Source organism: Plesiomonas sp. (assembly GCF_051650925.1).
Classification (GTDB): Bacteria; Pseudomonadota; Gammaproteobacteria; order Enterobacterales; family CAMTGL01; genus Plesiomonas.
The window spans coordinates 1-19,729 of record NZ_JBOFRH010000268.1; the positions used below are offsets into that span (position 1 = coordinate 1).

A 19,729-nucleotide genomic window follows, 5' to 3' on the forward strand; every position below is an offset into this window, starting at 1 on the left:
GTATGGCAACCCACAGAGCAAACGCGTATTGGTGCAAGCTACCGGTCAGAGGTAAAACTGGATTTAACTGGGCACGCAAATGGGTTGGCCTATAACCCTACAAACCCAAATAAAAAGATGGCTGGCGTTTTACCGCTAACACTGCCAGCAACCGCTGAGCTGGCCGCCGTTCACGCACTCAATTCGCAATGGGCGATTCACTCAAGCCTCAACTGGACACAATGGAGTAAATTCGCTTCTCTAGTAGCAAATATTGATGGAATTGGTAGTGATACGGTAAAAATTGAGAACTGGCGCGATACCTACCGTTTAGCGGTGGGAACAACATGGAAAATGGATCAGCAAACTACTTGGCGAGCCGGTGTTGCCTACGACAGGGCTGCGGTAAGCCATGCCAACCGCACGCTCAGCATACCGGAAACTGACCGCTATTGGCTCAGTACCGGTGTCGGTTATGCCATGACACCTGCGATGACCGTTGATCTGGGGCTGACCTACATTATGGGTAAAAAAGCGGATGTGAGTGAGCCGCGCAGCCATATTTCTGATCCGAGCGAACACCATGTTCCGGGTAGTTTTATTGGTCAGGCGAGCGGTGATATCTGGCTAACCGGCGTGCAGTTGTCGTATGTTTTTTGATGGAAAAAAACGGATAAAAGCGGCCAGAATAGAAAAATAAGTTATCTCAATAACCGTGTCTAAACAAAAGGCGCTGATCTTAGATCAGCGCCTTTTTTATCGATAAATATCAATAGAGCTCTGTGTACTTTTTAGTGCACGGATTAATCACGAATGTAGAAATTAATCAATTTCATCAAGCACATCGCTGAGCTCTTTTGCGTTCGGATTCTCTTTTTGTGATGCATGGCCATCATTAACAATAAAGTCTTGATGCTGGAAATAGGCATCACGGATCAGAATGTACGAGTCTGATGAGTTCTTCAGCAGAGCATCTTTATTCAATGAGCGCGCACGGGTATCTACCCCTTCAATGGCCCATTTTGCCAGTGAACCCCACGGGGTTAACAACGCCAGCGGTACGTACGTTGAGTCAACAATACCTCCGAGATCCTGACGTGGCGTAAATGGCCCATAAGCAGGGACCATGACATACGGGCCATATCCCACACCGTAATGCCCTAATACATGACCAAACTCACGCTGATCTTGTTTTGGTAGTCCCGCTGGCGTAGCAACATCTACTAACCCGAGTAAACCAAAGGTACTGTTAATCCAGAAACGGTTAAAATGAATAATCGCTTTCTTCGGTTTTCCCTGCAGTAAATAGTTTACCGCACTGGCTGGCTCATCAAGGTTACTGAGCATATTACGAACCCCTGCTGTCACAGGTTTAGGAATACTATCCCACCCAACGGCAACCGGTCGTAAAAAATAGGGGTCGAGCACCGTGTAGTTGAAATTCCACATAGTGCGGTTAAACCCCTCAAACGGATCATAAATCTCTGAGTTTGAGTCTGTTACCTGTGTGTTTACTTTTGTGGCGTCTGCTTTTTCCGCCGTTGTTGAACAACCAGCCAGTAGACTGGTTGCCAGCAACACACTAAGCGCAATTTTGTTATCCATGTTGTTCCATTGAGTGAACGTCAGCCCACATTAAATTCGTTATTAAGGTTTCTGTTTATCAATGGTGATATTAACCTGCGCCTGACCATCAAAAACCAGTGGCTGGCTTTCGCCGTACCAATCACCTGATTGTGGCATTGCCTGCCCGTCAAGCGATAAACGGGCACGCACCACCAGATTCTTTATTTCACTCAACGGGCGGTCTGCTATCATCGCATCAGCGCCACTGAGCGTTACCTGTAATGGAAAACGGCTAATCGGTATCTGCTTGGCTGCCACCGGAATGGGTGAACCCGCTTCTAAGGCCGATACGTAGAGCACTTTCGCGTCTGACAGAGCAGCTTGCGCTTGCGGTGAAATGGCCACATTTACGCTAACCGAGGTCTTCGGCGCACTGATCTGTTGTTCGGCCTGCGCCATACTGCGTTGCACAACTGTGATCCGGCTATCACCTTCTGGCAATAATTTTAGCATAATTTTCCATGCACTGATGGCTTGTGGGTAATCGCCACGCTCATAAGCACTAAATGCCAGTAAACTGAGTGCCTGAATATTAGTATGATCAGTACGCAAAACATCGGCCAACAAGCTGCGGCCTTGCTGATTATCTTGCTCATCGGTAGATAAAATCAGGGCTTGTGCGTAACTAAGTTGAATACTTGAGTTATTCGGGCTAAGCGTATTGGCTTTAGCCAGTGAGTGAGTTGCCATTGAAGCATCACCCAATGCCAACCCTACACGCCCAAGCAATAACCAGCCTTGCGCATCATCCGGTTCTTGTTGCAAACGGGTACGCAGCGCCAGTGCAAACTGCGTGAGCTCTTCTTGTGTCAGCGGATTTTTATCCTCTTCCATCACCCGTTTTGACAGTGCCGGCAGATTGTTTGCCACCTGCTGCCATGCACTCACCTCAGAATATGCCCCTGATCCCCAATACAAACCGATACTCAGCCCCGCCAGTACGAGCACACCGGGCAGCAGAACCCAACGGCTTAACGGTGCTGCTGACGTGGTGCTGGCCACTGGAATATCATCCAGCAATGTTTGTTGCAGCTCGCTGACCATCTCCTGACGCTGTGGCAATAGCCCCTGATCATCATCACTATCAAGTTCACGCAGGCGATCATTAAAGAAGGCTTTATTCAATGCATCGCGTGATCTGTTGTCAGCATGGTAGTGTTGTCTGAACGCGGGCAAGACAAACGCTAAACAAACCAGCAGCAATAACAGTGCGGCTGTCATCCAAAATAGCATCATGATTCATCCTTTTTTGCGGCAACCGGTTTTAACAGATCGTCCAATCGCGCCTGCTCTTCTGCGCTCAGCATCACCACATCGATACCCTTAGCATCATGACCTTTTGAGCCGTTATTCTCTGCACTCTGTACGTCAGCACGCTTATGTTGAGAGCGCCCCTTACGGCTACGTGCGACAATCACTCCCGCCCCGACCAGCACAAACAACAGTGGTGCAACCCACAAAATCAGGGTTGCCGGAGTCAGCGGAGGGTCATAGGTGACAAAATTCCCATAGCGATCAACCATATATTGTACGATTTGATCTTTGCTATAGCCTTTTTGCTGTAATTCATACACTTTTTGCCGCATATCCGTTGCGATAATAGCCGTTGAGTCGGCGATATTATTGTTCTGGCATTTTGGGCAACGCAACATTTCTGTCAGGCTGCGATACTCTTGTTCTTGCTGTGGGCTGCTAAATTCAAACGTATCTACCGTTGCCCACACGCTACCAGCCAGCACTAATCCGGCAACTAACGCGCTGCACTGCGCAATGACTCGGCCACTAAAGCCTGACTTTCGGCGCGATGTATTGCGCAAGATCATGATTGCTTTTCCTGTAGTTTTTCATACAACGGTTTTAAGGTAGTCTGCCAAACTTGTTCATTTACATCACCCACATGGCGGTAACGCACAATCCCTTTTCCGTCGATCACAAAGGTTTCCGGCGCGCCGTATACACCTAAATCCATGCCTAACAAACCACTCCCATCAAACAAACTGTACTGGTAAGGGTTACCCAAATCATTCAGCCATTTTACCGCTTTGGTGCGGTCATCCTTATAATTCAGGCCAATGATCCGAACACCGTTTGCAGCCAGTTGATTGAGGTATTTGTGTTCGGCATAGCAGGTCGGGCACCACGTTGCCCACACATTCAGCAGCATCGGCTGGCCGGTCACAAACAGGCTACGATCGTACTCTTTACCCGGCTGATTGAGTGACTCCAGCGTAAACTCTGGCACCGGTTTTCCTACCAATGCAGATTCCAAGGTTGTTGGGTCTTCTCCGCCAGCATTACGAATGAGCTGAACCAAAAATGCCACAACAACCACTAAAAATAGAACAAGGGGGATATACAGCAGATTACGTTTCATTATTCAGCCTCGCTTTTTGCTGACGTGTTGTGAGCAGGGGCCGATTTACGCAAGCGATAACGGGGATCAAGCATGCAGAGCACGCCGCCGAGCGCCATAAACAGGCCGCCAAACCAGATCCAACGGATAAACGGTTTGTAGTAAACCCGCACCGCCCATGCACCGTCACCCAAGTCTTCACCCAGTGCGGCATATAGATCTCGGGTAATTCCCGCATCAATTCCTGCTTCGGTCATCACCGCACGAGTGACTGGATAAAAACGCTTTTCCGCATGCAAAGTAGCAACTTGTTTGCCGTTTTCAGAGACTTGCAGTATGCCACGCGCACTTTCGTAGTTCGGGCCTTTAACATCACGTACCCCTTCAAAGGTAAAGTGATACTGCCCAATATCAATAGATTGCCCCGCAACCATGCGAACATCACGCTCAACACTGTAGTTTTGCGTAAATGCAATGCCAATAACCGTAACAGCCAGCCCTAAATGGCCGAGCACCATACCCCAATGGCTGCGCGGTAACTTGGTCAACCCCACCCAAAAGCGGTGGCGATGCGTAGCGCGCTCATGCAGTTCCATCAGTGTCAGCACTATCACCCAAATCGACATCAGCAGGCCGACAACCGTCATCGCTTTAATCTGGTCCATCATGAGAGCCGGCAGTGCAACAGAGGCCGCGAAGGTGATCAGTAGAGCTATCATCAAACGTTTGATATGCGCAGAAGGCTCATCTCTGCGCCAGCGCACCAACGGCCCAACACCCAGCAACAGGGCAAACGGTGCCATCAGCCAAGTAAACAGGGTATCGAAGAACGGCGCACCAATTGAGATGCTGCCTAAGCCCAGTTGTTTATGTACCAATGGGAACAAAGTACCAATCAATACCACAATCAATGCGGCAACCAGCATGACGTTATTGCCAAGCAAGAAGCTCTCACGGGAGTAAAGCTCATTGCGTACGCGGCTACGCACTTGCCCACCTTTGATCGCATACAACAGCAGTGAGCTGCCGATCACCAGCACTAAATAACCGAGAATAAACATGCCACGGGCCGGATCAGAGGCAAAAGCATGCACGGAAACCAGTACACCAGAACGCACCAAAAATGTGCCCAGTAAACTTAACGAAAATGCGCTGATTGCCAGCAGTACTGTCCATGCTTTAAACGTACCGCGTTTTTCGGTAGCTGCCAGTGAGTGCATTAAAGCGGTGCCTGCCAGCCACGGCATGAATGAGGCATTTTCAACCGGATCCCAGAACCACCAGCCACCCCAGCCCAGCTCATAGTAAGCCCACCATGACCCCAGTACGATACCAACTGTTAGGAATACCCATGCAGCTTGTGTCCACGGGCGTGACCAGCGCGCCCATGCAGTATCTAAACGCCCTGTCATCAGTGAGGCAATAGCAAAGGCAAAAGCCACCGAGAAGCCGACATAGCCCATGTACAGCAATGGCGGGTGGAAAATTAGCCCGATATCCTGCAACAGCGGGTTAAGATCGCGCCCATCTGTTGGGAAGTAAGGAAGCGTACGAGTAAACGGGTTAGAGGTAATAATAATAAACAGCAGGAATCCGGCATTAATCATGCCCATGACCGCTAACACGCGAGCCACCGCATCTGCCGGCATCTGACGGCTAAACCGTGCTACGGCGGCAGTCCAGCCCGCCAGCAACATCACCCACAGTAACAGTGAGCCTTCGTGCGATCCCCATACTGCAGAGATCCGGTAGTAGATAGGCAACTGACTGTTGGAGTTATTCGCGACATAAGCCACAGTAAAATCGTTGTAGATAAAGGCATAGGTCAGGCAAAGAAAAGAGATCCCGACAGTTGCAAACAGTGCCCATGCTAACGGCCGAGAGACTGCCATCAGTCGGGTATCTTGCCGCGATGCACCGATTAGCGGATAAACGCTTAGCAGCAGTGAGACGGCCAGCGCCAGACTCAGAGCGTAATTACCAATTTCTGGGATCATTTCACTTCCCCGCTGCTTTTCTGTTGATCCTGTTGTTGCGGGCTATTTTGTTGCGGCGCAGCCGTTGCTGGCTGGTGTCCGCCTTTTTGCATCGCTTCTGCAACTTCCGGTGGCATATAGTTCTCGTCATGCTTAGCCAGTACTTCAAAGGCGGCAATGGTGGTCGCATCTTTTAGCGTGCCATGTGCCACTATGCCCTGCCCCTCACGAAACAGATCAGGCAAAATACCCTCAAATTCAACCGTAACCATCGGGCCGATATCGATCACTTTAAAAGAGACTTTCAGTGATTCAGGATCACGTTTTATCGAACCGGGTACCACGAGACCACCAATCCGCAAACGCTGCCCCACTTCCGGTTTTTGGTGATTAACCCCTTTCCCTTGAACAAGTTCCGTTGGGGTGTAGAAGAGATCGATATTCTGACGCAACGCATACAGCACCAGCCCTGTGGTTAATGAGATGCCCAGCACCACGGCTAAAATAATGTATAAGCGCGTTTTACGGCGTGGGTTCATAGCTGGTTCTCCCGCGGGTGAGCTTGTTGCATACGACGCGCCCGCGCACTGCGCTGCAACACATCACGTAAAATAATTCGGCGTTCACGCCAACTGCTAAACCACAAACCGGCCATGCACAATATGGTCAGGCCGAACGAGAGCCAGACATAAAAGCTGTAGCCTCCCATGGCGAAAAAGTCAGCCAGTGAACTAAAGGCAGGGGTCATCTCAACACTCCTTGTCGGTTGTGCCGGCAGACGGCTGTGAATCTGAATGCACTTGTGAATGCGCCAGTGCATGCACCCACGGACGCTGGCTATCGCGCTGTAATAGGGCATTACGCAAACGCATCAGGGTTAGCGTAATAAAGAAAAATAAAAATCCGGCGATACACAGCAGCAGTGGCCACAACATGCGGTTATCAATGGCCGGTTTTGCCATACGGGTAATACTTGCACCCTGATGTAGGGTATTCCACCACTCTACTGAGAAGTGAATAATCGGCAAGTTGACTACGCCCACCAGCGCCAAAATACCGGCTGCACGCGCTGCCAGTGTGCGGTCATCAAAGGCACTGTAGAGCGCCATGACCCCCAGATAGAGAAACAGCAGCACCAGCTCGGAAGTAAGGCGGGCATCCCATACCCACCATGCGCCCCACATGGGTTTTCCCCATGCCGCACCGGTAAACAAAGCGATAAAGGTAAATACCGCACCAATCGGGGCCATGGCTGCTGCTGCCATATCTGATTGACGAATTTGCCATACCAGCCCGACAAATGCAGCGGCAGCCATGCTGGCATACACGCCCATAGACCAAATTGCGGCCGGAACATGGATATACATAATCCGAAAACTGTCACCTTGCTGATAATCAGCCGGAGCAAAAGCTAACCCCCAGATAATACCAGGCAACAGTGTTAGCACGGTGGCTGCACCACACCAAGGTAACAGCGTACCGCACAGGCGATACAGCACTTCAGGTTTGGCCAACGGGTGTAACCATTTCCACATTCTAGATACCCTTGCTCACAAAATGGTTCAAAAAATAGTTCAAAAAACGGGTTTAAACATATTCTGTAGAAAAATTATTCACATCAATGATGCACGCCACATACAGGCCATGCTAGGGATACAAGGCCTTCTATTCATTCACATTGTGTTGTCAACAGTCTGCAAATTTGCACCGGTAAATCAACGTAAATCAATTAACACTAATGCGTAATGCTGCCGCGGTCGCAAAAGGCGAAAACGTCAGGGTAGCGGCCAGTATTGCGCCAAGAATGGCCAACTGCCCGTTAATGGGTAGCTGCATGCTGGCAGTATCTATTGCTGAAGTAGCAAAAATCAGTACCGGCACAAAGAGCGGCAGCAGTAATAAACTCAGCAACACACCGCCTTTACGCAGACCTACGGTCAACGCAACCCCAATAGCCCCTAGCAGGCTCAGTGTTGGTGTACCCAATAGCAGTGTCAGAGCCATCGCTCGCCATGTGGCGGTATCGAGCGAAAGGAGCAACGCGGCCAGCGGTGAGAGCAGCAGTAGAGGTAGTCCGGTCAGTAACCAGTGCGCACAGACTTTGGCCAGCACCACAAGCGGCAAGGGAATCGGCAGCAGCATCATCTGCTCGAGCGAGCCGTCAAGAAAATCATCCCGAAACAGCCGCTCAAGTGAAAGCAGAGCCGAGAGCAGTGCGGCAACCCAAATAATACCGGGTGCAATGCGCATCAGCACCGCAGGCTCGGGGCCGATCCCCAACGGAAAGAGGGTGATCACCATCAGGAAAAACCACAGCGGATTGACGATATCGGCTCTGCGGCGCATGGCGATACGCAACTCACGGCGGATAATATCAGTGAAAATCATGCGAATTACTCTCCTGATGCTTAATCCCGTGCCTGATCTGATCTTGCACTTGAGATGGATCAGCAGATTCCGTTAGCGCTTGCAGCCTGATTTTGCGCAGTAAGGTTGAACGTTGGGTAAGCATCTCTTGGTGGGTGGTCAGCAGGACGATACCGCCTTTCTCCGCATGCTGTTCAAATAGACGCGTCAGCACCTGTACGCCGTGACGATCAATGGCGGTCAATGGTTCGTCTAAGATCCATAATCGGCAGGATGTCAGCCACAAACGGGCTAATGCGACACGACGTTGTTGCCCAGCAGAGAGCTGCCAAACCGGTAGATCTTCACGCCCTGCCAAACCGACAAGAGCAAGGACCTCAAACAGGTCATCAGGCGTGATATTAGGCAGTGCCGGTAAGATGTCATGGGTGGAGATCCCTGCTCGCGCAAGGTTGATTTTGTGGTAAAACGCCAGATTTTCCCATGCACTCAACTCCGGTTTGATACCGGCTTGATGGCCAAGGTAGAGTAAACTTTGATGGTAGGTTTCGCGACTACGCGTAATTGATTCACTTTGCCAGCGCACCACACCGGATGCAGGATGTGAAAGACCCGCCAGAATCCGCAGCAAGCTGGTTTTTCCGACACCGTTAGGGCCTTCTATCTGTACCAGTTCTCCCGGTGTTACAGTGAAATTGAGTCCGGAAAACAGTAATTGCTCACCCCGGATACAGCTTAATTCACAGGCTTCCAGCATGGTTTTTGTAAACACATTGATAAAGATTACACAATAATAACACAATCAATGGCACAATCGGTTATTTCAACACTTGCTACTACTGGGTTTTGACATACAGTACAATAACTCTTAATGGTTATTAAAAGTTCAATTACTTCAGCAAGTTAGCGTGAATTCTCACGTGAACAGCCCCTAAATTCAAGCGCAAATGATGCGCTTTGTTCTCTTTTCGGGGGAAAATGCGTGGAAAGATGATCCAGCGCAAGCAGGATCATCTGTCGTCATCAATAATGATACGGTTAAGCCTATCCGCGGCGCTCTTTAATCTGACGGTGCAGATTTAGCAACAGCTCTGCCTCCGCTTTTGGTAGTTCACACTCGCTCATCAGCTCATCTAGCCCCGCCCCCATTTCAGCCAATTTAGTGGCACGGCTGTACAAACGTTGCTCGGGATCAGCATAGGTAACTTCAGCAAGCTTTTGGGTAAGGCGATCTTGTTTGTCTGTTACCTGATGCAGCTCATTGCCTAACCCCATAAAGCCACCATGCAGCTCTTCAAGTGTTTTATCCATGGTTTCAAATTGTCGTCTGGCGGCTTTTAGCAGCACTTCACTAGCCTCAACACGCCGTAACGCCAACTGGTGTTGCTGACGCAAACGCCAGAATCCCCACAGTAAGCCCAGTAAAATAACGCCCTGTACGCCAAGCAGCGCCATGATCACGATAGTCATTACAAGCCGCTCAGCTCATCCCACTCATCGTGGGTCAGCAATTTATTTAAATCGACCAAAATCAGCAGCTCGCCTTCGCGGTTCGATACTCCCTGAATGAAGCGTGAACTTTCATCAGTGCCAACACTTGGTGTTTTATCAATTTCAGAGGTACGCAAATAGACAACTTCTGCCACGCTATCAACCAGAATACCGATCACCTGCTGTTCTGTTTCAATGATCACAATACGGGTATTGTCGGTAATCGCATTTGGATATAAACCAAAACGGGCACGGGTATCAATGACAGTCACCACATTACCGCGCAGGTTAATAATACCCAACACATAGGCTGGGGCTCCCGGTACGGGGGCAATTTCGCTGTAACGCAGCACTTCTCGCACCTGCATTACATTCACGCCGAAGGTTTCATCCCCCAACTTGAAGGTCACCCACTGCAACACCTGATCGCGCTGACTGCCTGATTCCATCGTTTTGATGTGGCTCATGTTCGGTTCCTCAACCTGTTTTCTTACTATTTTTTATTTCGAGATACGAGAAAAATCAGCGCCCTGAGTAATAACAGAGGGTGTACTCATCTCTTAAGTGTATCGTTCTCTGAAAAGAGAAACGCTACAGTGGCAAACGGGCTAAATTGCGCCCATTTCCGTTAAAATATGCGGGCCGATTTTACTCAATGGTAAAATTTCGCTAGCAATACCAGCTTTCACTATTGCCTGTGGCATACCATATACCACACAACTCTCTTCATCTTGTGCCCAGATAGTTGCGCCTTGTGTATGCAGCAACATTGCACCATCGCGCCCATCAGCGCCCATACCGGTCAGCACCACGGCCAACACTTTGTCTTTATATTGGCGAGCACAAGATGCAAATGTGATATCCACACAGGGTTTGTAATTCATGCGCTCACCACCTTCAAGAATACGGATACGCATAGATCCTGGGCGGCCATCTAACACCATCTGCTTACCACCGGGTGCTAAATACGCCACGCCAGCCTGTAATAGATCGCCATCTGCAGCCTCTTTTACTCTGATTTTACACAGGTTGTTTAAGCGGGCAGCAAAAGCGGCAGTAAAGGTAGCTGGCATATGCTGAATCAGCAAAATAGGCTGTGCAAAGTTATCCGGAAACTGTGTTAGTAAATTTTGCAATGCCACCGGCCCGCCAGTTGATGTACCAATGGCTAACAATTGGTAACTTTTACCGCTACGACGTGGATGCGCATTACTGCGCGGCGAGTGCGGCGCGGATAATACTGTCCGTGTTGCACTACTATGGGCAACCTGCCCCCCAGAAAGGGCTGACACGGCCCCTGCAGCAGAAGACTTCAGCACTGTACCTAATGGAGTACGCGCAGGATTCACTGCCGATGTCGCCGCAGTTTCAGTACGTTGTACGGGCAAACGACGTCGGCGAGCAATCGAGATCACTCGCTGTTGCAGTACTGCGACAGCTTCTTCCCGATCACGAGCAATATCCTCAAATTTTTTCGGCAAAAAGTCAGCTGCACCGGCATCAAGTGCATCAAGTGTGGCTTTTGCGCCTTCGTGGGTCAGCGAAGAGAACATCAATATCGGGGTCGGGCTGACACGCATTATGGCGCGCGCAGCATCAATCCCGTTCATCACCGGCATTTCGATATCCATAGTGATAACGTCAGGCTTCAATTGCTGCACTTTTTCCAGCGCATCACGACCATTGCTTGCGGTATCAATCACCTCTATTCGCGGATGACTATTGAGGATCTCACTCACCCGCCGGCGAAAAAATACCGAATCATCCACCACCAACACTTTGATACTCATCATCTCTCTACTTATTCTTTTTTGTCGGGCACCTTGCCGGCATCTTTTATGTTTATTGGCGGTATCAGCCTTAGCCGCAACCGCCATCATAGTTATCGGCCGGTATAGTGTTTTAGTAGACCGGGAACATCGAGGATCAAGGCAATACCGCCATCACTGGTGATGGTAGCACCCGCCATACCTGGCGTACCCTGTAGCAGTTTGTCGAGTGCTTTGATCACCACTTCTTCCTGACCAATCAGAGTATCGACGACAAAACCAATTCGTTGATGTGCTATCTGGACTATCACCACATGACCAAATTGCGGCCGTGGTTCGCTGCTGTGTGTTTTATCCAGCCAGTCTTGCAAATAAAACAGTGGAATGGCTTTATTGCGCACGATAGTGGTTAACTGACCGTCAACTTTATTGGTACGGCGCAGATCAAGATGGAAAATCTCATTCACACAGGCCAGCGGCAAGGCAAATGTTTGTTCGGCAACTCCAACCATCAGAGTCGGCAAAATAGCCAACGTCAGCGGTACTTTGATCTCTAAGCGTGTACCACGCCCTTGTTCGGAGTCAATATGGATTGCGCCGTTGAGTTTGGTGATACTGGTTTTCACCACATCCATTCCCACACCGCGCCCCGAAATATCAGAGATCTCTTTTTTCGTGGAAAAACCGGGGGCAAAAATCAGTGCGTAAGCTTCGTTATCACTCAGCCGTGCTGCCGTCTCTTCATCCATCATGCCGCGATTTACCGCGATGCTGCGCAGTTTGTTGGCATCCATTCCTGCGCCATCATCTTCGATAATCAGCAGGATATGATCCCCCTCTTGCGAGGCGGACAAACGTACCGAGCCTTGTGCTGGCTTACCGGCCTGCTGGCGAACGTCAGGCATCTCAATGCCGTGATCGACGGCGTTGCGAACCAGATGGACGAGCGGATCGGCCAGTGCCTCAACCAGATTTTTATCCAAATCGGTATCTTCACCGCTCAGTTCAAGCTGTACCTCTTTTTTCAGGCTACGCGCCAGATCGCGCACCACGCGTGGGAAACGGCCAAAAACTTTACGGATGGGCTGCATGCGAGTTTTCATCACCGCGCCTTGCAAGTCAGCCGTAACCACATCAAGATTGGCACAGGCTTTTGCCATCTCTTCATCTTCGCTGTTCAACCCTAAACTCACCAGACGATTGCGTACCAGCACCAGTTCACCCACCATATTCATGATTTCATCGAGTGTTTTGGTGTCTACCCGCAGTGTGGTTTCAGCTGCGACGGCATTTTTAGCCGCCGGAGTGGGTACGCTGTTGCCTGCCACAGTCGCTGGCGCAGGATGTGCCTCGGTAATAGGGGCTGATTCGCTTTGTGCTGCGGAAGGAAGCGGATGTAGCGATTCTGCCGGTTGTACCGCTGTCACAGCCGGTGCCGGCCCTTTGCCAACGCCGTGCAAATCATCAAGTAAACGCTCAAATTCATCATCTGAAATGGCATTGGCTTGTGCTGGTGCAGACGTTGAGGCTAAGACGGGTGTTGCCGCTGCCGCAGGTGAGTTATTCGGCGATTGGCCGACACCATGCAGATCATCAAGCAAACGCTCAAATTCATCATCCGAAATCCCCTCAGCTTCCGAATCATGAGTGCTGTTTGCTTGAGTGGTATTGGCCGACGGTGTAGGCACTACAGGCGTTGAGTTTGTATTCTTACTCGTAGGTGTTATGACATCAGAAGCGGCTGACTTCAGTGCCGAATTGCTCAATGCATCAGGCGTTGGTGATTGCCCAACACCGTGCAACGCATCAAGTAAACTATCAAACTCATCATCAGAGATATCATCCAGCCCAAACTGACGATCAGCCAACAGTTGCCCTGCACTGCCGTTAGATACGTTAGGGAAAGATGAGTTCGCGGGTGATAAGCTCGTTGCCGATGCAAGATGAACGTTATCGGCCGAGGCGGTGGTCACCGGTGGCTGGCTAGTATCAACACCGATATTGGTGCTTTCTATGACATTATCGGGATCACACAACTGATGCAGCTCATGCAGCAATGCAGGGGCCGCAGGCTCAGGCTCATCACCTTGCTGAATCTGCTGAAACTGAGCAACAACAGTATCGAGTGCCAGTAAGATCACATCCATCAAATTGGAGTCAATACTGCGCTTTCCGTTACGCAGCACGTCAAACACATTTTCTGCGCCGTGACAGGTATCAACCAGTGCGGTTAACGAAAGAAAGCCTGCGCCACCTTTAACGGTATGAAATCCGCGAAAGATAGCATTGAGCAGTTCTTTATCATTGGGTTGTTTCTCTAGCTCAACCAATTGTTCTGATAGCCGTTCAATAATTTCACCGGCTTCAATCAGAAAATCGTGCAGGATCTCTTCATCTAATTCAAAACTCATCACTTACTCCTGAACATGGCGCAGACGCGGGGCTGCTTGGCAGTTAAAATCCTAAGCTGGAAAGCAGATCATCAACATCATCTTGGTTTTGCACCACATCACTGCGCTTTTCGCGATCGTGAATTGGCCCTTCGGCGCTGATTGCTTGTTCACGGGTGATCTCTTCGGGTTGCTCGTTTTCCGGCATGCCGAACGATTTCATGATGGTGATCAAGTGCTGTTCAACTTCCCCTACCAGCCCTGTCACGCGGCGAATAATCTGACCGGTCAGGTCTTGAAAATCTTGCGACATCAGGATCTCAGTCAATTGCGTGCGTAGCTGGTCGCTCTGTTGCTGAGTCAGTTTTAGGAAGGTATCGAGTTCGATACAGAGTGTTTTAAATTCACCTAGCTCCATCTCACGGTTAAACAATTTCTGCCAAACCGGTAAAATTGCTTCAATCTGTTGTGCCAGGCCATCAGCAATTGGAAACGCGGCATCAACCGCATCCATGGTGCGATTTGCCGCACTCTCTGTCATGCTAACAACATAGTTCAAGCGGCCTTGCGCATCAGGCAGATCCTGTTGCGTCAGCTGGTTTAAGCGTGGATCAAGTTTAAATTCGGACAGACCACTGTACAGAACACGGGTCACTTTTCCGATTTCGTTAAATAGGGTGTTATAATTATTAGCCGCCAGCGTGGTGATAACTTGGTTAGCCTCATCTTGCTGGCCAGCTTCAAGTAAACTCACCAACTCTCGGGCTTGTTCAAGGGTGATCATCGATCTCTTCCGTTTTATGGCGCTATCACTGTGCATCAGCAGTGTTACTGCATCCGTACAAAAATTTTGTCGAGTTTCTCTTTCAATGTTGCAGAGGTAAACGGCTTGACGATATAACCGTTCACACCCGCTTGCGCCGCTTCAATGATCTGCTCACGCTTGGCTTCCGCGGTAACCATAAGCACCGGTAAATGACGTAGGTCGTCATCCGAACGGATCACTTTTAGCAGGTCAATCCCCTGCATGCCAGGCATGTTCCAGTCTGTCACCACAAAGTCAAAACTGCCGCTACGCAGCATCGGTAAGGCTGATGTGCCGTCATCGGCTTCATGTGTGTTGTTGAATCCTAAATCGCGCAACAAGTTTTTAATGATGCGTCTCATCGTGGAGAAGTCGTCAACGATCAGGATTTTTATCTCTTTGTCCAAAGGAGCCTCCGGTGAGGTTTTACTGACTAAAATAGGGTGGCATTTACACCGCAGACCATGCCTGTAATTTGGCACGTAAACGGTGCATCGTCTGGCTGAGGATCTGGCTGATCCGGGATTCACTGACTCCCAGTACCGCACCGATCTCTTTTAAATTCAGCTCTTCATCATAATAAAGCGATAAAATCAGGGCTTCACGCTCGGGAAGAGTGCGAATAGCATCGGCCAGAGCTTGCTGAAAATTCCCCTCTTCTACGCCCAGAAAAGGCAAGTCTTGATGACGCGCCTCTGGTGCAAAGGCGATGTCTTCAGGCACGCCCAAATCATCAAAACCGATAATCCGCCCGCCGTTCACATCTTGCAGCATCTGGTGATAAGCATCAGCCGATACCTGCAAATAGTCAGCCACTTCACTATCACGCGGATTACGCCCTAGCTGTTTCTCAAGCTGGCTAATCGCTTCGGTAATGCTGCGGCTGTTGCGGTGCACTGAACGGGGGATCCAGTCACCACGACGGATCTCATCGAGCATTGCGCCGCGAATACGGATACCCGCATAGGTTTCAAAACTTGCACCTTTGCTGGCATCGTAATTTTGATACGCTTCAAGCAGCCCGATCATGCCAGCCTGCACTAAATCCTCCAGCAATACGCTGGCAGGCAAACGCCCAAGCAGATGGCAGGCGATGCGCTTAACCAATGGTACATAACGCATCAGTTCGCTATCACGATCCTGACACTGTCGGTAAGCAAGAGCTTTACTCACGGAGACCCTCCCCGACATCAACCGACCGGCGCAGCAAGCGTTCGACAAAAAACTCTAGCTGCCCGTTTGGATGGTTTGGTGCAGGCCATGTCCGCACTCGGTTTGCCAGTGTTGTCAACGCCAGCGCAGCCGGTGACTGCGGGTAAGCTTCAACAACTACCTGCTGTTTACGCACGGCTTGACGCACGTGATCATCCAGCGGAATGCAGGCAACCAGTTCAAGATTAGCATCAAGAAAACGCTCGGTAACACTGCTCAATTTGCTGAATAACTCAAGCCCTTCGCGATAACTCAGCACCATATTCACTACAATTTTAAAGCGTGAAATACCGTGCTGACGGTTCAAAATTTTAATCAGAGCGTAGGCATCGGCAATAGATGTTGGCTCGTTGCACACGGTGATAAGTACATCTTGTGCCGCTTTCGAGAAACTCATTACCATGTTAGAGATACCCGCAGCGGTATCAATCAGTAACACATCAACTTGATCTTGTAGTGCGCTAAAAGCGCGGATTAATCCGGCATGTTGCGCGGAAGAAAGATCGGTCATTGATTGTGTTCCCGAAGATGCAGGGATCACTTTTAACCCATATGGCCCTTCGACAATGATATCGGCCAGCTCACATAATCCGGCCAGTACATGTGAAAGATTTTTGCCGACCCGCAACCCCAGCAGCAGGTCAACATTCGCCAGACTCAGGTCAGCATCAAAAATCATGACCCGAACCCCTTGGCGTGCCAACGCAACGGCTACATTCAAGGTGATATTACTTTTACCCACACCGCCTTTACCACCGGTAACGGCAATCACTTTGGTTCGGGCTGGCTGCACCAGGCTGCGCAAGCCACTGGCTTGATCGTTCAACACCGCATTAGTCATAAAAGTCTACTGTCTGAGTAAGAGTCCGTTCTTTGCTCGCCCAAAAATGCTGCGCAGAGGTGTGTTTATCCAGCAACTCTGCCGCCCGATTCACTAAATATTGCTGGTTGGCGATACGAATATCTTCCGGTACACGCTGACCATCGGTGATGTAACTGATCGGCAAAGCGTTTTGAATAGTGACACTCATCACCTCGCCTAAACTTAAGCACTCATCTAATTTGGTCAGAATAGTTCCGGCCAGTGGAATACGGCGAAAATGCTCCACTGTCTCTTGCAGTACGCTGCGCTGCGCGGTAGCAGGCAAAACTAAAAAGCTGCGTATCCGCTCACCTTGAGCCTGCATCAACGTATTTAACTGCTCGGTTAAACGTAAATCACGCTGCCCCATACCGGCGGTATCGAGCAAAATAAAGCGTTTGTGCCGTAACTGATACAGTACAGCGGCCAGTTCATCGGCATCTTTAGCTATCCGTACCGGACAGCCTAAAATACGACCATATGTTGCTAATTGTTCATGTGCGCCAATGCGGTAATTATCGGTAGTCACCAGTGCAATATGCTCTGCGCCGTACTCCATAGCATACAGTGCCGCAAGTTTGGCAATGGTGGTGGTTTTTCCCACACCCGTTGGGCCAATCAGCGCAACCACACCGCCACGCTTGAGCAGATCATCTTCAGCAATGGTCAGCTGCTCTTCGAGTAGGGTCAACACCAGTGACCAAGCTTCAGCCAAAGCGGTATTTTCAGGGATATAGCAGATCAACTGCTCAGAAAGTTCAGCCGGAAAGCCCATTTGCAACAGCCGATCAATCAACATGGCACGTACCGGCTCTTTACGCTCCATCTCTTGCCACATCAGATTGGAAACCTGATGTTCAAGCAGACGACGTATCGATAACATTTCAGCCTGCATTTGTTCGATAGCGCGGTGATTTTCATGTGAACGTGAGCGTGAACGGGTTGAACTGCTGCTTGTCTGCCCCAGAGCGGAGGCTGGCGTTTGTGGCTGACGCGTAGCATGTGGTTGTTCACTTACACCATCTGGCCGCTGGCGTTGCTGACGTGCAAGCAAGGCACTGAGCGAGTCAGCCGGCGGCTCTTGCTCATCTGTACGACTGTCTACAGCCGCACGCTTTTCTGGCACACGGTTTTCCGGTAATAGATAAGATGATGCGCCACGCAATCCACTTTGCGGAGCTGAGACAACGGGCTTATCGTCTTCATTTGCAGAAAAAGAGAGTTTTTTTGCCGGTGATGCAAAGGGCACACTACCCTGCTTCTCTTCTTGGATCCGCTTACGGGCAGCCGTGAGTTGTGCCACCAGCTCACGCTTGACGGCTTCATCTTCCTCGGCGCGGCTGACAGGTGCAGGAGATACCGCATCATCAAATGCGGCAACAATTTCAACACCGCCTTCCACTTTTTTGTTCGACATGATGACGGCATCTGGTCCCAGATGCTCTTTAACTTGATCGAGCGCTTCACGCATGTCTTTGGCAAAAAAACGTTTGATTTTCAACACTGGCCCCTGGCGGCGTTATCGACCGACTGAATTAACAATGCGGATCTGTTTATCATCCGGCACTTCTTGATAAGAGAGTACCCGTAAGCTGGGTATGGCATTTTTAACAAAGCGCGCCATGGTGGAGCGCAATACCCCTGAGGTAAGTAGAACGGCAGGTTCACCCTGTAGCTCTTGCTCTTGTGCTGCCTGCAACATTGACTGCTGCAACCGTTCAGCCAATCCAGGTTCAATACCGCCCGCATCACCGCCTGCGGCCTGCATGGTCTTATGCAACATCTGTTCCAGTTCAGGAGCAAGGGTGATCACTGGTAGCTCAAGATTGTTGCCATTGATCTCTTGGACTATCATCCGGCGCAAAGCAATGCGAACGGCGGCAGTTAATACATCAGGATCTTGGCTGCGCGGTGCGTATTCCGTTAGTGTTTGAACGATAGTACGGATATCACGCACCGGAATAGCTTCACTGAGCAGGTTTTGCAGTACTTTGACCACAGTACCGAGAGGCAATGTGTCTGGGGAGAAATTCTCAATTAACTTTGGCGCGCTGCGTGAGAGCATTTGCAGCAGGTTTTGCACCTCTTCATGGCCAATGAGCTGCGAGGCGTGGTTAATCAAAATTTGACTAATATGCGTTGCGACTACAGTCGCAGCATCCACCACGGTATAACCGAGCGCTTGAGCATGCTCGCGGCGATCGGGGGTTATCCAGACCGCCTCCAGCCCAAACGCCGGATCACGGGTGGCCTGCCCCTCTATATTGCCAAACACCTGACCGGGGTTAATCGCTAATTCGCAATCATGGCGAATTTCAGCCTCACCATAATTTACGCCCATCAGCATGATGCGATAGGTGCTTGGTTGCAGTTCAAGATTATCGCGGATATGTACCGAGGGCAGCAAAAAGCCCAAATCCTGCGATAGCTTCTTACGCACCCCTTTAATCCGTTCTAGCAGCTCACCATTCTGACCACGATCAACCAGTGGGATCAGACGATATCCCACTTCAAGCCCGATAATGTCAATCGGTTGTACATCATCCCACGAGAGATCTTTTTGCGGCGCAGGTAGCGCATCAGGCGTGGTATTGGCGGTATTTTCAGCTTGTGCTATCTGCCGTTTTTGCTGTTCTAGCTTCCAGTACACCACACCGGAAAATACCAGTGCCAATGACAAAAAGGCCAGATGCGGCATGCCGGGCACGATCCCCATCACAAACAAAATACCGGTAGCAATCATCAGTGATTTCGGGTTGCCGGTCATCTGCTCAACCAGCTGATCGCCCATGTTTTCGGCGCGGTTTTGCCGCGTCACCATAATGGCAGCCGCAATCGACAACAGCAGAGAAGGGATCTGGGCGACAAGACCATCACCAATGGTCAGCAGGGTATAAAT

Annotated in this window: 21 protein-coding genes; 1 reads left to right on the forward strand and 20 read right to left on the reverse strand. The window is 50.1% G+C overall.

From position 1 onward, the window contains the following. A partial coding sequence (locus tag ACRC27_RS06365) for an OmpP1/FadL family transporter (protein WP_438639447.1) occupies positions 1 to 639 on the forward strand: 639 nt, incomplete at its 5' end. A gap of 162 nt (positions 640 to 801) precedes the next feature. On the opposite strand, the gene ACRC27_RS06370 is transcribed toward ACRC27_RS06365, so the two are convergent. From ACRC27_RS06370 to ACRC27_RS06465, 20 genes are all read right to left on the reverse strand, one after another. Then, positions 802 to 1,584, reverse strand: coding sequence for an MlaA family lipoprotein (locus ACRC27_RS06370; RefSeq protein WP_438629161.1), 783 nt, complete (start codon positions 1,582 to 1,584; stop codon positions 802 to 804). A gap of 42 nt (positions 1,585 to 1,626) precedes the next feature. Continuing rightward, positions 1,627 to 2,841 carry a c-type cytochrome biogenesis protein CcmI gene (gene ccmI, locus ACRC27_RS06375; RefSeq protein ID WP_438639448.1) on the reverse strand — a complete coding sequence of 405 codons (1,215 nt, stop codon included), beginning with the start codon at positions 2,839 to 2,841 and terminating at the stop codon, positions 1,627 to 1,629. Next, entirely contained in the window at positions 2,838 to 3,428 is a 591-nt protein-coding gene (locus ACRC27_RS06380) for a cytochrome c-type biogenesis protein (RefSeq protein WP_438629159.1), read from the reverse strand. The genes ccmI and ACRC27_RS06380 overlap by 4 nt, the downstream gene beginning before the upstream one ends. Beyond that, positions 3,425 to 3,979 carry a DsbE family thiol:disulfide interchange protein gene (locus ACRC27_RS06385; protein WP_438629157.1) on the reverse strand — a complete coding sequence of 185 codons (555 nt, stop codon included), beginning with the start codon at positions 3,977 to 3,979 and terminating at the stop codon, positions 3,425 to 3,427. Before ACRC27_RS06385 ends, ACRC27_RS06380 begins: the two co-directional genes overlap by 4 nt. Then, the gene (locus ACRC27_RS06390) at positions 3,979 to 5,955 is read right to left on the reverse strand and encodes a heme lyase CcmF/NrfE family subunit (RefSeq protein WP_438639449.1); all 1,977 of its coding nucleotides are present in this window, start codon (positions 5,953 to 5,955) and stop codon (positions 3,979 to 3,981) included. The genes ACRC27_RS06385 and ACRC27_RS06390 overlap by 1 nt, the downstream gene beginning before the upstream one ends. Further along, on the reverse strand, positions 5,952 to 6,473 hold the full coding sequence (gene ccmE, locus ACRC27_RS06395) for a cytochrome c maturation protein CcmE (RefSeq protein ID WP_438639450.1): 522 nt from the start codon (positions 6,471 to 6,473) through the stop codon (positions 5,952 to 5,954). The genes ACRC27_RS06390 and ccmE overlap by 4 nt, the downstream gene beginning before the upstream one ends. Then, entirely contained in the window at positions 6,470 to 6,682 is a 213-nt protein-coding gene (gene ccmD, locus ACRC27_RS06400; protein WP_438621592.1) for a heme exporter protein CcmD, read from the reverse strand. Before ccmD ends, ccmE begins: the two co-directional genes overlap by 4 nt. A 1-nt stretch (position 6,683) precedes the next feature. Next, positions 6,684 to 7,469: a heme ABC transporter permease gene (locus tag ACRC27_RS06405; RefSeq protein WP_438621591.1), complete on the reverse strand. Its 786-nt coding sequence runs from the start codon at positions 7,467 to 7,469 to the stop codon at positions 6,684 to 6,686. A 190-nt stretch (positions 7,470 to 7,659) separates the two neighbouring features. Continuing rightward, entirely contained in the window at positions 7,660 to 8,322 is a 663-nt protein-coding gene (gene ccmB, locus ACRC27_RS06410; RefSeq protein ID WP_438621590.1) for a heme exporter protein CcmB, read from the reverse strand. After that, the gene (gene ccmA / locus ACRC27_RS06415; protein WP_438621672.1) at positions 8,309 to 9,058 is read right to left on the reverse strand and encodes a cytochrome c biogenesis heme-transporting ATPase CcmA; all 750 of its coding nucleotides are present in this window, start codon (positions 9,056 to 9,058) and stop codon (positions 8,309 to 8,311) included. The genes ccmB and ccmA overlap by 14 nt, the downstream gene beginning before the upstream one ends. A gap of 287 nt (positions 9,059 to 9,345) precedes the next feature. Then, entirely contained in the window at positions 9,346 to 9,771 is a 426-nt protein-coding gene (locus tag ACRC27_RS06420) for a DUF2802 domain-containing protein (RefSeq protein WP_438639451.1), read from the reverse strand. After that, on the reverse strand, positions 9,771 to 10,259 hold the full coding sequence (locus ACRC27_RS06425) for a chemotaxis protein CheW (RefSeq protein ID WP_438621588.1): 489 nt from the start codon (positions 10,257 to 10,259) through the stop codon (positions 9,771 to 9,773). Before ACRC27_RS06425 ends, ACRC27_RS06420 begins: the two co-directional genes overlap by 1 nt. Before the next feature lie 141 nt (positions 10,260 to 10,400). Next, positions 10,401 to 11,585, reverse strand: a complete 1,185-nt coding sequence (locus ACRC27_RS06430; RefSeq protein WP_438639452.1) for a protein-glutamate methylesterase/protein-glutamine glutaminase — start codon at positions 11,583 to 11,585, stop codon at positions 10,401 to 10,403. A gap of 89 nt (positions 11,586 to 11,674) precedes the next feature. Next, the gene (locus ACRC27_RS06435) at positions 11,675 to 13,972 is read right to left on the reverse strand and encodes a chemotaxis protein CheW (protein WP_438639453.1); all 2,298 of its coding nucleotides are present in this window, start codon (positions 13,970 to 13,972) and stop codon (positions 11,675 to 11,677) included. A gap of 43 nt (positions 13,973 to 14,015) precedes the next feature. Next, positions 14,016 to 14,735, reverse strand: a complete 720-nt coding sequence (locus ACRC27_RS06440; RefSeq protein ID WP_438639454.1) for a protein phosphatase CheZ — start codon at positions 14,733 to 14,735, stop codon at positions 14,016 to 14,018. 44 nt (positions 14,736 to 14,779) lie between these two features. Continuing rightward, complete coding sequence (gene cheY / locus ACRC27_RS06445; protein WP_438639455.1) at positions 14,780 to 15,163, reverse strand: chemotaxis response regulator CheY; 384 nt, start codon at positions 15,161 to 15,163, stop codon at positions 14,780 to 14,782. Positions 15,164 to 15,206: 43 nt separating this feature from the next. Next, the gene (locus tag ACRC27_RS06450; RefSeq protein WP_438639456.1) at positions 15,207 to 15,929 is read right to left on the reverse strand and encodes an RNA polymerase sigma factor FliA; all 723 of its coding nucleotides are present in this window, start codon (positions 15,927 to 15,929) and stop codon (positions 15,207 to 15,209) included. After that, the gene (locus ACRC27_RS06455; RefSeq protein ID WP_438639457.1) at positions 15,922 to 16,809 is read right to left on the reverse strand and encodes a MinD/ParA family protein; all 888 of its coding nucleotides are present in this window, start codon (positions 16,807 to 16,809) and stop codon (positions 15,922 to 15,924) included. Before ACRC27_RS06455 ends, ACRC27_RS06450 begins: the two co-directional genes overlap by 8 nt. After that, complete coding sequence (flhF, locus tag ACRC27_RS06460; RefSeq protein WP_438639458.1) at positions 16,802 to 18,331, reverse strand: flagellar biosynthesis protein FlhF; 1,530 nt, start codon at positions 18,329 to 18,331, stop codon at positions 16,802 to 16,804. Before flhF ends, ACRC27_RS06455 begins: the two co-directional genes overlap by 8 nt. Before the next feature lie 18 nt (positions 18,332 to 18,349). Next, positions 18,350 to 19,729, reverse strand: a 1,380-nt coding sequence (locus ACRC27_RS06465) for an FHIPEP family type III secretion protein (RefSeq protein WP_438639459.1), incomplete at its 5' end; no start/stop codon positions are given.

Coding starts and splice junctions, on each gene's coding strand:
- ccmA (WP_438621672.1), bottom strand. CDS start 9,058: ATGCTGGAAGCCTGTGAATTAAGCTGTATCCGGGGTGAGCAATTACTG.
- ACRC27_RS06370 (WP_438629161.1), bottom strand. CDS start 1,584: ATGGATAACAAAATTGCGCTTAGTGTGTTGCTGGCAACCAGTCTACTG.
- ACRC27_RS06440 (WP_438639454.1), bottom strand. CDS start 14,735: ATGATCACCCTTGAACAAGCCCGAGAGTTGGTGAGTTTACTTGAAGCT.
- ccmI (WP_438639448.1), bottom strand. CDS start 2,841: ATGATGCTATTTTGGATGACAGCCGCACTGTTATTGCTGCTGGTTTGT.
- ccmD (WP_438621592.1), bottom strand. CDS start 6,682: ATGACCCCTGCCTTTAGTTCACTGGCTGACTTTTTCGCCATGGGAGGC.
- ACRC27_RS06380 (WP_438629159.1), bottom strand. CDS start 3,428: ATGATCTTGCGCAATACATCGCGCCGAAAGTCAGGCTTTAGTGGCCGA.
- ACRC27_RS06425 (WP_438621588.1), bottom strand. CDS start 10,259: ATGAGCCACATCAAAACGATGGAATCAGGCAGTCAGCGCGATCAGGTG.
- ACRC27_RS06435 (WP_438639453.1), bottom strand. CDS start 13,972: ATGAGTTTTGAATTAGATGAAGAGATCCTGCACGATTTTCTGATTGAA.
- ACRC27_RS06390 (WP_438639449.1), bottom strand. CDS start 5,955: ATGATCCCAGAAATTGGTAATTACGCTCTGAGTCTGGCGCTGGCCGTC.
- ACRC27_RS06405 (WP_438621591.1), bottom strand. CDS start 7,469: ATGTGGAAATGGTTACACCCGTTGGCCAAACCTGAAGTGCTGTATCGC.
- ccmB (WP_438621590.1), bottom strand. CDS start 8,322: ATGATTTTCACTGATATTATCCGCCGTGAGTTGCGTATCGCCATGCGC.
- ACRC27_RS06455 (WP_438639457.1), bottom strand. CDS start 16,809: ATGACTAATGCGGTGTTGAACGATCAAGCCAGTGGCTTGCGCAGCCTG.
- ACRC27_RS06430 (WP_438639452.1), bottom strand. CDS start 11,585: ATGATGAGTATCAAAGTGTTGGTGGTGGATGATTCGGTATTTTTTCGC.
- ACRC27_RS06420 (WP_438639451.1), bottom strand. CDS start 9,771: ATGACTATCGTGATCATGGCGCTGCTTGGCGTACAGGGCGTTATTTTA.
- ccmE (WP_438639450.1), bottom strand. CDS start 6,473: ATGAACCCACGCCGTAAAACGCGCTTATACATTATTTTAGCCGTGGTG.
- ACRC27_RS06385 (WP_438629157.1), bottom strand. CDS start 3,979: ATGAAACGTAATCTGCTGTATATCCCCCTTGTTCTATTTTTAGTGGTT.